Here is an 11,535-nt window from a genome sequence, read left to right as displayed (position 1 = left end):
CCGGGAGGGCATGGGAAGCTGTCAAAAACAGAGCGGATTAGAGCGGAGCAGGGTCAGGGTTTTTTTGACCACCGCGTAGCGCTGTAGTGTCAGTGCCCGCGCTTCATCGTGCTGGACGATGGGCCTTGGGTAGTTTTGCCCGAGCAACACGCCCGCCACGCTCAGTTCAACCGGTTTGGCCAGCCAGGGACTGTGCAGGCATGGGGTAGGCAGTTTTTCGAGGGCCGGCAGGTATTTGCGGATGAACTTGCCTTCCGCGTCAAATTTTTCGCTCTGGCTGACCGGATTGAAGATGCGGAAATAAGGCTGTGCATCGCAACCTGTGCTGGCAGCCCACTGCCAGCCTCCGTTGTTGGCTGACAGGTCAAAATCATTGAGTTTTTCGGCAAAGTAGCGCTCACCCCAGCGCCAGTCTATGCCGAGGTCTTTCACCAGAAAACTGGCGGTCACCATGCGCAGGCGGTTATGCATGTAGCCCGTCTGGTTGATTTGCGCCATGGCCGCGTCTACCAGTGGGTAGCCCGTGCGGCCATCACACCAGGCCTGGAAGCGGGCGGTGGCTATTTCGCAGCTTTCCCACACGATGGCGTCATATTCGGGCTTGAACGCACGGGTTGCAGCATGGGGGAAGTTGCTCAGAATCTGGGCATAAAAATCCCGCCAGATCAATTCGCTGAGCCAGGTGGCGGCGCCTTCGCTTCCCTCGTTTTGCTGCTGCAAGGCCGTTGAAGCCATCTTGCGGATCGAGACCGTGCCAAAACGCAGGTGCACGCCCAGGTAGCTTGGTCCCTTGAGGGCCGGAAAGTCGCGCGTGTCCCGGTAGCGCCCGATGCGGCCCAGAAACTCCTCAAAAAGCGCAGTTCCACCCTGGCTTCCTGTGGGGATTTTCAGCGCCGACAGGTTGGTTTTCACAAATCCCAGCGTATCCAGCGATGGAATAGCAGGCGGCTCACCGCCCGGCAGGGGGGCCAGGGCATCGGCATACCGGGCCACCGGATAGGGCTTCACATAGAAGCTGTCGACCTTTTTCAGCCAGGCATTTTTGTAGGGGGTGAACACGCTGTAGGGTTTGCCGGCCTGCGTCAGCACCTCCGTGCGCTCAAAAATGACGTGATCCTTGAAGCTGTGGAACGCCACGCCTTGGCTGGCCAGCAGCGCTTGCACCGCGGCGTCGCGCGCCAGGGCCTGGGGCTCGTCGTCATGGTTGGCGAACACCGCATCGACGGAAAGCTTTGTAACCAGCGTTCCCAGGGCCTCGCTGGGCCTGGCATGGCGCACCAGCAAGGCGGTCCCGGCGGCGCACCCGCCCTGGCGGGCCAGGCCGTGCAATTGCCCGCTCAGGTCGACCAGGGATTCCCGGATGAATTACACGCGCCGGTCAGCCCGGGGCAGGCCGTCCAGGATGTCCCGGTCAAACAGGAACAGGCAAAACACCTGCTGGCACGACTTCAGGGCGTGGTAGAGCGCGGCATTGTCCTCGGCACGCAAATCCCGCTTGAACCACATCAGGCCGGTCCGGTATTTTTTTGACATGGAATCGATGGTAGCCAAGTAGGGCGAACTGGGGCGAGTTGGGGCAGGCGGGCTCTGCCGGCGGGTTTTCCGCGGAGCCTGCCGCCAACTCGGTGTTTTCCATTAGAGTGCGCGTAAAATCATGGCATGGCTACGGATTCCGCACTGATCAACCTGACGCATCATTTCCTGATCGCGATGCCCGGGCTGGAGGATGAAGCCTTTGCCAAAAGCGTCGTGTACATGTGCGAACACAGCGACCGCGGGGCATTGGGCCTGGTCATCAACAAGCCCAGCGACATCAACCTCAAGAACCTGTTTGACAAGGTTGAGTTACCGCTACACCGCGACGACCTCACCGAGGCGCCGGTGTTTCAGGGTGGCCCCGTGCAAACCGAGCGGGGGTTCGTGCTCCACGAATCCATGATGCCCGGCAGCGAGTCGGTGTATGCGTCGACCATGACGATTCCCGGGGGGCTGGAAATGACCACCTCCAAGGATGTTCTGGAGGCGCTGTCGACCGGCGCCGGCCCGCGCAAGGTGTTTGTCTCGCTCGGCTATTCAGCCTGGGGCGAGGGTCAGCTGGAATCGGAAATCTCGGACAACAGCTGGCTGACCGTGCCTGCCGATGTGGCGGTGATTTTTGACACGCCGGTGGAGCAGCGCTACGACAAGGCCCTGATGCTGCTGGGCCTGCAGAGCTGGATGCTGTCTCCCGACGCCGGTCACGCATGAGCCTGGCGGCCGTGCCTCTTTCGACTGCGCGTCTTCAAACATTTCTGGCTTTCGACTTCGGCCTCAAACGTACTGGCGTTGCGACCGGCAATGTGCTGACCCGCACCGCCACGCCCCAGGCAACCATTGTCGCCACGGGCGATGCCCGCCTCAAGGCGATTGAACTCCGGATCAGGGAATGGCAGCCAGATGCGCTCGTCGTTGGGGTTCCGTTTCATCCGGATGGCGCGAGCCACGAAAATACCCGACGCGCACAAAAATTTGCCCGCCAGTTGCGGGCACGCTTCGGCCTCAAGGTGTTCGAGGTCGATGAGCGCTACAGCACGACCGAGGCCCTGGCCGGCGGCGCGGCGGATGCTGATGCGGCATCTGCCTGCATAATTCTTGAGCAATTTTTAAGGAGTCTTCCATGAGCAGTCTGACACTGGACGCTGAGGCGCTGTACAGCGATTTGCTGCGGGGCCTGCGACTGCAACTGACCTCCTACGACCAGCCACCGCTGCTGGTGGGGGTTGCCTCAGGCGGGGCCTGGCTGGCACAGCGCTTGCAAAAAGACCTGGGCTTGGCGCAAGAGGCCGGCATTCTGTCTTCATCGATGCACCGTGATGATTTTTCCCAGCGCGGCCTGGCCTCCAGTGGGCAAACCTTGCTGCCCTTTGATGTGAACGGTGCCCACCTGATTGTGGTGGACGATGTGCTCTATACCGGCCGCACCATCCGCGCGGTGCTCAATGAGCTGTTTGACTACGGCCGGCCCGCCAGCGTCAGGCTGGTGGTGCTGGTGGACCGGGGCGGGCGCGAATTGCCGGTGCAACCCGACTTGGCCGTGGCGCGGGTGGCCCTGCCTGCTTCGCAAACCCTTGAGCTGGCGCGTGCTGAAGACGGCCGCTTCAGCTTTCAGGTCCAGGACCGGTAATTTAAAGAAAAAGAGGAGTCCCAAGCGTGTTGTACCGACGAAACCCACAACTCAACAAGAACGGCGAGCTGATCCACCTGCTGTCGATAGAAGGCCTGCCCAAGGCGATCCTGACGCAGATTCTGGACACCGCCGCCAACTTTGTCAGCGTGAACAACCGTGAGGTCAAAAAAGTGCCGTTGCTGCGCGGCAAGAGCGTTTTTAACCTGTTTTTTGAAAACTCCACCCGCACCCGCACCACCTTTGAAATTGCGGCCACGCGCCTGTCGGCCGACGTGATCAACCTCGATATTGCGCGTTCGTCGGCCTCCAAGGGTGAGTCGTTGCTGGACACCATCGCCAACCTGAGCGCCATGGCCGCCGACCTGTTTGTGGTGCGCCACGGCGAATCCGGTGCGCCCTATCTGATCGCCCAGCATGTCGCACCGCACGTGCATGTGATCAATGCCGGCGATGGCCGTCATGCCCACCCGACGCAGGGCCTGCTGGACATGTACACCATTCGCCACTACAAGAAAGACTTCAGCAACCTGACGGTGGCCATCGTGGGCGATGTGCTGCATTCGCGCGTGGCGCGCTCTGACATTCATGCGCTCACCACGCTGGGTTGCCCCGAAGTGCGCGTGGTGGGCCCCAAGACACTGGTGCCTGCTGACATGGCGCAGATGGGTGTGCGCGTCTGCAACACGCTGGAAGAGGGCATCAAGGACGCTGACGTGATCATCATGCTCAGGCTGCAAAACGAACGCATGTCGGGCGCCCTGCTGCCCAGCAGCCAGGAGTTCTTCAAGAGCTTCGGCCTGACCAACGAAAAGCTGCAACTGGCCAAACCAGATGCCATCGTCATGCACCCGGGGCCCATCAACCGGGGTGTTGAAATTGACTCGGCGGTGGTCGATGGCACGCAGAGCGTCATCCTGCCGCAGGTCACCTTCGGTATCGCAGTGCGCATGGCTGTCATGGGCATCGTTGCAGGGAATGAAGCATGAATATGGCCCCCACGCTTGTCACTTCGTGTACTGCGCTGCCCCCCAAGGGGGCTGAACTTCGCTTGGGGCGGCCCGGCGCTTCGTTCGTGACCCCCACGCTTGTCGCTTCGCGTACTACTCTGCCCACCAAGGGGGCTGGCCTGGCTTGGGGCGGCCCGGCACAGCGGCCTTTTTTCGGAAAAACAAAATGAAACTTCTCATTAAAAACGGCCGAGTGATCGACCCCGCTTCGGGGCTGGATGAAGTCTGTGATGTGGCCATTGCGGCGGGGCGCATTGTCTCGCTGAACCACACGGCGGCCGATTTTTCCCCCAACAAAACCCTGGATGCCACGGGCTGTATCGTGGCGCCCGGCCTGATCGACCTGTCGGCCCGGCTGCGCGAGCCTGGCTATGAGCACGAAGGCATGCTGGAGAGCGAGCTGGCCGCGGCGGTTGCCGGCGGTGTGACCAGCCTGGTCTGCCCGCCGGATACCGACCCGGTCCTCGATGAACCTGGCCTGGTGGAGATGCTCAAGTTTCGTGCCGAAAAGCTGCACCAGTCGCGTGTGTTCCCGCTGGGCGCGCTGACGCGGGCCCTGAAAGGCGAGGCGCTGACCGAAATGGTGGAGCTGACCGAAGCCGGTTGCGTGGGATTCAGCCAGGCCGAAGTGCCGCTGGCCAACACCCAGGTGCTGATGCGCGCCTTGCAATACGCGACCACCTTTGGCTACACCGTCTGGCTGCGTCCGCAGGAAATGCACCTGGGTCAGGGCGTGGCCGCCAGCGGCGCGCTGGCGACCCGCCTGGGTTTGAGCGGTGTATCCGTGGCCGCCGAAACGATCGCCCTCCACACTATTTTCGAGTTGATGCGCGCCACCGGCGCGCGGGTGCACCTGTGCCGGATCAGCAGCGCCGCAGGGGTGGCGCTGGTGGGCAAGGCCAAGGCGGAGGGGTTGGACGTGACCTGCGACGTCAGCATCAACAGCCTGCATTTGACCGATGTCGATATCGGCTACTTCGACAGCCGCATGCGGCTGGACCCGCCCCTTCGCCAGCAGCGCGACCGGGATGCCATTCGTCAGGGCCTGGCAGACGGCACGATTGATGCACTGGTGTCCGACCACAACCCGGTCGACGAGGATGCCAAAACCCTGCCGTTCGCCGAGGCCGAAGCAGGCGCGACCGGCCTGGAACTGTTGCTGGGCCTGGCCTGCAAATGGGGTGCTGACAGTCAGGCTGGCATGGCCCGTGCACTGGCGGTGCTGACGAGCGAGCCGGCACGCGTACTTGGCAACTCCCTGGGCACGCTGCAGGCCAGTGCCGGCCGGCTGGTCAAAGGGGGCATGGCGGATTTGTGCGTGTTCGACCCGGCCGGGGAGTGGATGGTTGAGCCGCAGGCCTTGCGCAGCCAGGGCAAGCACACGCCTTTTTCGGGCTATCAGCTCCCTGTGCGCGTGCGCTGGACGGTGGTCGGCGGGCAGTTGGCTTATGAAGCTTCGCGTTAATCACACGTCCCGGACTGCATGAAGCTGCTGGGCGTTTGCTGGAAGCTGCTGCGAGCCACGGCCCACGCGGTGGTGGGTTTCCTGACCATCAAGATATTGTTTCCGCGATTGAGCCAGGCCCATCGCGAAGCACGCGTGCAGGTGTGGGCGGGGGAGCTGCTTCGCATCGTGGGCATCGAGCTGGTGGTGAACGGCACGCCGCCCGCGGCAGGACCGGTGCTGCTGGTGGCCAACCATATTTCGTGGCTGGATATTGTGGTGATGCACGCATCACGCCATTGCCGGTTTGTCTCCAAGTCCGATGTCAAGAGCTGGCCCTTTGTCAGCACGCTGGCCGATGGGGCCGGCACGCTGTACCTTGAGCGTGAGTCGCGCCGCGATGCGCACCGGGTGGTGGTGCAAATGGCGGAACGCCTGCGTGCGGGTGACATCCTTGCGGTGTTTCCTGAGGGCACCACCGGGGATGGCATCACGCTCATGCCCTTTCACGCCAACCTGATCCAGGCCGCCATCGAGGCGTCTGTGCCGGTGCAGCCGGTGGCGCTCAAATTTGTTGATCCGGCAACGGGTGCGACGAGTCTGGCACCCAGCTATGTGGGCGATGAAACCCTGATCGGATCGATCTGGCGAACCCTGACGGCAGAGGGGCTGAGGGCTGTGGTGACTTTTGGGGTGGCTCAGGGCGCCGAGGGGCAGACCCGGCGCCTGTGGGCCCAGGCCCTGCGCGAGGACATTGAGCGCCTCAGACGGGTGTAGCGTGCGGGGGGCGCTGCAAAGGCCCGGCAGTGCTGGTGGAGGGCAGGGGGGTCGCTGAGGTCAGGGGGGGAGCGGAGGCGCCCGTGACCGCCACAGCCTCCCGCTCAAAGGTCACCACGTGATCGACCTCGGCGCGAATGCCGATCCACTCGCCCAGGGCATGGTCGTGGTGTGAGGGCACATGGGCCACTACCGTCTCGCCCGTCAAAAGCCGCAACGTGTACAGAAATTCCGACCCGCGGAAGGCCTTGCGGAGGATCTGCGCTTTGACCGGCGCATTGTCGTCATGCACGATATCGTCGGCGCGCAGCAGTACATCACACAAGCCGTCGGGATAGGCCTCGGGCAGGGGGCATTCGCGGATGTCTGTCAGGTCACCGAGCGCGGTGTGCACCACCACCTCTTTGCCACGCTGTTCAATGTGCGCCTGCGCGAACACCCCGTGGCCAATGAAGTCGGCGACAAAGCGGGTGGCCGGCCGGTGATACAGGGCGTAGGCGTCTTCCCACTGGTGCAAATGCCCTTCATGCATCACGCCAATGCGGTCGCCGATGGCAAATGCCTCCAGCTGGTCATGGGTGACAAACAAGGCCGTGGCACCAGCCGCCTTGAGGATGCCGCGCACCTCATGTGCGAGGCGCTCGCGCAGGTCCACGTCCAGGTTGGAAAACGGCTCGTCCAGCAGCAGCAGGCGCGGCTCCGGTGCCAGCGCCCGCGCCAGGGCCACACGCTGCTGCTGCCCCCCGGAGAGTTCATGCGGAAAACGCTTGTGCACATTGCCCAGGCCCACCAGCTCCAGCACCGCGTTGACGCGCTGGTCCCGCTTGGCAGCGGGGAGATGGGTCAGGCCAAAAGCCACGTTGTGCGCCGCGTTCAGGTGCGGAAACAGCGCGTAATCCTGAAACACCATGCCGATGCGGCGCGACTCCGCAGGCACATGGGTATCAGGGCTACTGACGATTTGCTGTGCCAGCTTGATGGTGCCCGCCTGCGCGCGTTCCAGGCCGGCCACCGCACGCAGCAGGGTGGTTTTTCCGCAGCCGGAAGGTCCGATCAACACCCCGATTTCGCCCGCCCGCAGGCCAAAGGTCACGCTGTCGACAGCCGGTTTTGAGCGGCCCGCGTAGTGCACACCCAACTGGGAGACATCCAAGAACATGGGTTGATTGTAGATGCTTACAATTCTCATTTGCAGTGACTGACTGCAAAAACCATGGCGCACGCTGGTTTGGGCACAGCCCGCTCCGGCAGAGGCCTTTTTTCGGGTCTACATGCTCCGCCGTTTCCTACCCTCCGCGCTTCTTTTTGCGCTGGTCAGCCTGCTGACCTTGCCGGTGCTGGCCGTGGCCTTCTCATGGCTGCAGTTCAACGACGAAGCCAGGTCCATCCTGGTCCAGATGCTGCAAACGGTGTTGCCCGCCTACACCGGCGTCTCGCTGCTGCTGTGTCTGTGTGTGGCCCTCGGTGTTGCGGCGGTGGGCATGGCCACTGCCAGCGCGGTCACGCTGTTCGAATTTCCCGGCCGACGCATTTTTGAGTGGGCCCTGCTGCTTCCGCTGGCCATGCCGGCCTACGTGGTGGCCTACGCCTACACCGACTTCCTGCAGTACGCGGGCCCGCTGCAGACCTGGCTGCGTGCCGCCTTTGGTCTTCAGGGCCGCCTGCTGCCTGAGGTGCGCAGCCTCGGTGGCGCCGTGCTGGTATTCACCGTGGCCTTGTATCCCTACGTGTATTTGCTGGCGCGTACAGCCCTGTCAGAGCGGGCTGTGCACCTGATGGAGGCGGCCCGCCTGCTCGGTGCACCGCTTTCCCGCCGTATCCGCGCTGTGGCCCTGCCTTTGGCGCGTCCTGCCGTGGCCGCCGGGGTGGCCCTGGCCTTGATGGAAACCCTGGCTGATTTTGGCGTGTCCAGCTATTTCGGCATCCAGACCTTCACCGCCGGGATTTACAAGGCCTGGCTGTCCATGGACAACCGCATTGCCGCGGCACAACTGGCTACCGTGCTGCTGATTTTTGTGGCCATGCTGCTGAGAATTGAGCACAGTGCACAAAAACGGATGCGTTTTGCCGCAGGCCGGGGTGCGCGCGCCGGCGCCCAGGACGCCGCGCCGGTGCGGCTGCGGGGTAGCCGTGCCGCCCTGGCGTGGCTGGTCTGCGCCTTGCCCATCGCGATGGGTTTCCTCCTGCCCGTGCTCTTCATGCTGCGCCCGCTGGTGCTGGGCTGGGACAGTCTGCTGTGGGACAAATTTCTCGGCTGGACGCTGAACAGTGTCTGGCTGGCCGGGCTGAGCGCGCTGCTGGCCACCGCGCTGGCCGTCAGCCTGGCGTTTGCCGTGCGCCGCCAGCCCCATGTGCTCACCCGCTTGGCGGTGCACCTGGCCAGCCTGGGTTATGCCGTTCCGGGCGCGGTGATTGTGGTGGGCCTGCTATTGCCCGTGGGCTGGCTGCAGGCGGCGGCCCCGCAGACCGGCGCGGGCTATTGGGTCACCGCCACGGTGCTCGGGATTGTCTGGGCCTACCTGGTTCGCTTCAGTGCGGTAGCGCTGCAGACCATGCAAAGCGGTTATTCACGCATTCCCGCCAGCTTTGATGACAGTGCGCGCATGCTGGGCACGACAGGCGCCGGCATTCTTGCCCGGGTGCACTGGCCGCTGCTCAAGCGCTCAGTGGCGGCTGCCGGCTTGCTGGTGTTTGTCGATGTCATGAAGGAGTTGCCCGCCACGTTGGTGCTGCGCCCTTTCAACAGCGACACCCTGGCCGTCGTGACCTACCAGCTGGCACGGGACGAGCGGCTCGGGGAGGCCGCCCTGCCGGCACTGGCACTGGTGCTGGTGGGGCTGCTGCCGGTGGCGTTGCTGAGCCGCACCTTGCGGTCGAGGTAGGCCGGCGGCAGGCCGGCTCTCGGCTTCAGGTTTTGGCCTTGATGTAGCGGTATTCCTGGGTCAGGCCGCCAAAACCGTAGGCTTCCGCCCGCACATCCTGCACGTGGATGTAGCTTTCTTCATGCACATTGCCGAGCAGCTTGCCGAGTGCTGAAAACGCCTCGGCGATGTATTGGGCTTTTTCGTCCTTGGTGTTCGTGCCGTCCACCACCTTGATGTCGAAGTAAAAGCTGTTTTTCCCCTGCTCGGCCAGCGAGCGGCCCCCAACGATCCAGTGCTCGGGCGGGACGTAGTCAATCGCGATGGCGGTGAGTTCGCGCTTTTTCCGCAGGATTCTGGTGGTCAGCTCGAGCAGGGTTTCCGAGACCGCATGGGTGAGGGCGGTACTGGCGGGCTGGCTGATCTTGACATTCAGGATAGGCATTTGAAGAACTCCATATAGTTAGCTATGCAACTAAAACATTAAAAAAAAGACGGGGCAGTGAACGCGTTATTTCAAGGCGGAAGACACGCTTCTGACCCGGGCGACGGTCTCATCGAAGTTCTCCTTTCCTATTTGTTGCTGAATGCGGCGGGTGACTTCGCCGCTGGCCTTGTTGATACCTGCATGGAGCGCTTCGGCCCGGCCTGTGGGGTAGACGACCCAATGCCGTCCATCGGCTTGCGTGCCCCTGCGCTCAATCAGCTTGAGCGCCTGCAGCCCGTCCAGCAGGCGCGTGGCGGTGGGTCGTGAAATGGTCAACTCATCTGCAATCTCGTGTTGCATCATGCCCGGGTGCTTGAGCACCAGCCGCAACAGGAAGCCCTGGGAAGGTGTCACACCGAATGGCTTGAAGGCCCGTGTCCATTCCTTGTCGACCAGGCGGGCCAGCGCGGTGGTATTGAAATAAAGGCAGTGATCGAACATGCGGTGCAGCTTAGCATTTAATAGTTAGCTATGCAACTAGTTACTTCGCAAATCATTCCGGGATTTATGGAATTTCCGGGGGGCACAGGTGCGGCGCTGCGGGAGCCTGTAAGTATGAGCCTACGCGTAGCAAATGCGCGGGACTACGGCTCGCCCGCCGCCCCGAGAGTAAAGTTTATTCACCCGTAACGTGCTTACTGCGGTTTATAGCTGCGCAAGCCGTCAGACGGAGTTCGTCAACATCCTCAGGAGATAACCATGAACCAGGACCAGCTAGAAGGCAACTGGCTTCAGTTGAAGGGCAAGATCAAGGAGCAATGGGGCAAGCTCACCGATGACGACCTTGATGTGATTGCCGGCAAGCGCGACCAGTTGCTGGGCAAGATTCAGGAGCGGCACGGCCTCAGCAAGGAAGAGGCTGAAGAGCAGTTCAAGGCGTGGCATGAGCGCAACCCCACCAACTTCTTTGAACGCTACTGAGCCGAACGTTATCGAGTCGTCATGAATGGCTGATTTCCATCTGATCAATGATTAAAACTTACCAAAGGAATCATCATGAAAACCAAATTGCTAATGCTCACTGTGGTGATGTCTTGTGCTTTTGCCGGCAACGCTGTGGCCATGACCAAAGAGGAATACAAAACACAGAAAGACCGGATCTCGGCCGATTACAAGGCGGGTTGGCAAAAATGCAATGCCATGAAAGCCAACGCCAAGGACATTTGCGTATCCGAGGCAAAAGGTGCAGAAAAAGTGGCCAAGGCGGAACTGGAAGCGCAGTACAAACCCAGTCCCAAGAATGACGAGAAAGTGACTTTCGCCAAAGCCGATGCCGCTTACGATACCGCCAAGGAAAAATGCGACGACCTGTCGGGTAATGCCAAGGACGTCTGCGTGAAGGACGCCAAGGCTGCCCATGTGAAGGCCAAAGAAGATGCCAAGGTGATGAAGGCTGGCGCCGACACCAGCAAAAAGAAAACCGAAAAAATGGCTGATGTGAAAAAGGACGCCGCTGAAGAAAAACGTGAAGCGGACTACAAGGCGGCCAAGGAGCGCTGCGACAGCCTGGCTGGCGCGGCCAAAGACACCTGCCAGAGTGACGCCAAGAGCAAATACGGCATGAAATAGAGGGCTGAAAGGCTGAAAGGCCATCAGTAGGGCAGGCGATGCAGAGCCCCGCGCCCCTGATGCAAAGGTGCAAAGGAGATCCCGTCAGGTGCGAGCCTGGCGGGATTTTTCGTTGGGCCGGCTTGCGGCGAAAACCCCGCAGAGAGGGGTCACGGTGACTGACCAGCCACCTGAAGGTGCAGGCGCGCGGACCTCATTTGCCAGCAGCGCCGGCAGGGTCCGAT

General features: G+C 62.0%; 12 protein-coding genes and 1 pseudogene. 9 read left to right on the top strand and 4 right to left on the bottom strand.

The features are described from left to right. Nucleotides 1-21 precede the first annotated feature (21 nt). Nucleotides 22-1,533, bottom strand: a pseudogene (locus tag AC1DUR_RS19055) (cryptochrome/photolyase family protein). 126 nt (nucleotides 1,534-1,659) lie between these two features. On the opposite strand from AC1DUR_RS19055, the gene AC1DUR_RS19050 reads away from it, so the two are divergent. The 6 genes from AC1DUR_RS19050 to AC1DUR_RS19025 all read left to right on the top strand — a co-directional run bounded on the left by AC1DUR_RS19050 (nucleotide 1,660) and on the right by AC1DUR_RS19025 (nucleotide 6,394). Then, complete coding sequence (locus tag AC1DUR_RS19050) at nucleotides 1,660-2,247, top strand: YqgE/AlgH family protein (protein ID WP_477720630.1); 588 nt, start codon at nucleotides 1,660-1,662, stop codon at nucleotides 2,245-2,247. Next, nucleotides 2,244-2,660, top strand: a complete 417-nt coding sequence (ruvX, locus tag AC1DUR_RS19045; RefSeq protein WP_477720629.1) for a Holliday junction resolvase RuvX — start codon at nucleotides 2,244-2,246, stop codon at nucleotides 2,658-2,660. The genes AC1DUR_RS19050 and ruvX overlap by 4 nt, the downstream gene beginning before the upstream one ends. Beyond that, nucleotides 2,657-3,163 carry a bifunctional pyr operon transcriptional regulator/uracil phosphoribosyltransferase PyrR gene (pyrR, locus tag AC1DUR_RS19040; RefSeq protein ID WP_477720628.1) on the top strand — a complete coding sequence of 169 codons (507 nt, stop codon included), beginning with the start codon at nucleotides 2,657-2,659 and terminating at the stop codon, nucleotides 3,161-3,163. The genes ruvX and pyrR overlap by 4 nt, the downstream gene beginning before the upstream one ends. Nucleotides 3,164-3,189: 26 nt before the next feature. Beyond that, nucleotides 3,190-4,152: an aspartate carbamoyltransferase catalytic subunit gene (locus AC1DUR_RS19035; protein ID WP_477720627.1), complete on the top strand. Its 963-nt coding sequence runs from the start codon at nucleotides 3,190-3,192 to the stop codon at nucleotides 4,150-4,152. A gap of 187 nt (nucleotides 4,153-4,339) precedes the next feature. Continuing rightward, nucleotides 4,340-5,638, top strand: coding sequence for a dihydroorotase (locus AC1DUR_RS19030; RefSeq protein ID WP_477720626.1), 1,299 nt, complete (start codon nucleotides 4,340-4,342; stop codon nucleotides 5,636-5,638). A gap of 18 nt (nucleotides 5,639-5,656) precedes the next feature. Next, on the top strand, nucleotides 5,657-6,394 hold the full coding sequence (locus AC1DUR_RS19025) for a lysophospholipid acyltransferase family protein (RefSeq protein WP_477720625.1): 738 nt from the start codon (nucleotides 5,657-5,659) through the stop codon (nucleotides 6,392-6,394). Here AC1DUR_RS19025 and AC1DUR_RS19020 read toward each other — a convergent pair. Continuing rightward, nucleotides 6,381-7,553: an ABC transporter ATP-binding protein gene (locus AC1DUR_RS19020; protein WP_477720624.1), complete on the bottom strand. Its 1,173-nt coding sequence runs from the start codon at nucleotides 7,551-7,553 to the stop codon at nucleotides 6,381-6,383. The two genes, AC1DUR_RS19025 and AC1DUR_RS19020, sit on opposite strands and share 14 nt — an antisense overlap. A 112-nt stretch (nucleotides 7,554-7,665) precedes the next feature. On the opposite strand from AC1DUR_RS19020, the gene AC1DUR_RS19015 reads away from it, so the two are divergent. Next, entirely contained in the window at nucleotides 7,666-9,276 is a 1,611-nt protein-coding gene (locus AC1DUR_RS19015) for an ABC transporter permease (protein ID WP_477720623.1), read from the top strand. Nucleotides 9,277-9,301: 25 nt separating this feature from the next. Here the strand turns inward: AC1DUR_RS19015 and AC1DUR_RS19010 are convergent, their stop codons facing one another. Both AC1DUR_RS19010 and AC1DUR_RS19005 read right to left on the bottom strand, forming a co-directional pair. Continuing rightward, nucleotides 9,302-9,700, bottom strand: a complete 399-nt coding sequence (locus AC1DUR_RS19010; RefSeq protein WP_477720622.1) for a tautomerase family protein — start codon at nucleotides 9,698-9,700, stop codon at nucleotides 9,302-9,304. 66 nt (nucleotides 9,701-9,766) lie between these two features. Further along, entirely contained in the window at nucleotides 9,767-10,183 is a 417-nt protein-coding gene (locus AC1DUR_RS19005; protein WP_477720621.1) for a MarR family winged helix-turn-helix transcriptional regulator, read from the bottom strand. 258 nt (nucleotides 10,184-10,441) lie between these two features. Here AC1DUR_RS19005 and AC1DUR_RS19000 point away from each other — a divergent pair, with 258 nt between their 5' ends. Both AC1DUR_RS19000 and AC1DUR_RS18995 read left to right on the top strand, forming a co-directional pair. Continuing rightward, complete coding sequence (locus AC1DUR_RS19000; RefSeq protein ID WP_477720620.1) at nucleotides 10,442-10,663, top strand: CsbD family protein; 222 nt, start codon at nucleotides 10,442-10,444, stop codon at nucleotides 10,661-10,663. A 75-nt stretch (nucleotides 10,664-10,738) separates the two neighbouring features. Beyond that, a complete protein-coding gene (locus AC1DUR_RS18995) occupies nucleotides 10,739-11,311 on the top strand; it encodes a hypothetical protein (protein ID WP_477720619.1) in 573 nt (190 codons plus the stop codon). Nucleotides 11,312-11,535: the final 224 nt, after the last annotated feature.

The sequence above is a fragment of the Polaromonas sp. P4_F4 genome, assembly GCF_056401355.1.
Note: the sequence above shows the minus strand (reverse complement) of the source record. Positions and strands in the feature narration are given on the sequence as shown.

Excerpts from the sequence above, each read along its gene's own strand:
- ruvX (WP_477720629.1), top strand. The coding sequence starts at position 2,244 with ATGAGCCTGGCGGCCGTGCCTCTTTCGACTGCGCGTCTTCAAACATTT.
- pyrR (WP_477720628.1), top strand. The coding sequence starts at position 2,657 with ATGAGCAGTCTGACACTGGACGCTGAGGCGCTGTACAGCGATTTGCTG.
- AC1DUR_RS19030 (WP_477720626.1), top strand. The coding sequence starts at position 4,340 with ATGAAACTTCTCATTAAAAACGGCCGAGTGATCGACCCCGCTTCGGGG.
- AC1DUR_RS19020 (WP_477720624.1), bottom strand. The coding sequence starts at position 7,553 with ATGTTCTTGGATGTCTCCCAGTTGGGTGTGCACTACGCGGGCCGCTCA.
- AC1DUR_RS19025 (WP_477720625.1), top strand. The coding sequence starts at position 5,657 with ATGAAGCTGCTGGGCGTTTGCTGGAAGCTGCTGCGAGCCACGGCCCAC.
- AC1DUR_RS19050 (WP_477720630.1), top strand. The coding sequence starts at position 1,660 with ATGGCTACGGATTCCGCACTGATCAACCTGACGCATCATTTCCTGATC.
- AC1DUR_RS19015 (WP_477720623.1), top strand. The coding sequence starts at position 7,666 with ATGCTCCGCCGTTTCCTACCCTCCGCGCTTCTTTTTGCGCTGGTCAGC.
- AC1DUR_RS19005 (WP_477720621.1), bottom strand. The coding sequence starts at position 10,183 with ATGTTCGATCACTGCCTTTATTTCAATACCACCGCGCTGGCCCGCCTG.
- AC1DUR_RS19010 (WP_477720622.1), bottom strand. The coding sequence starts at position 9,700 with ATGCCTATCCTGAATGTCAAGATCAGCCAGCCCGCCAGTACCGCCCTC.
- AC1DUR_RS19000 (WP_477720620.1), top strand. The coding sequence starts at position 10,442 with ATGAACCAGGACCAGCTAGAAGGCAACTGGCTTCAGTTGAAGGGCAAG.
- AC1DUR_RS18995 (WP_477720619.1), top strand. The coding sequence starts at position 10,739 with ATGAAAACCAAATTGCTAATGCTCACTGTGGTGATGTCTTGTGCTTTT.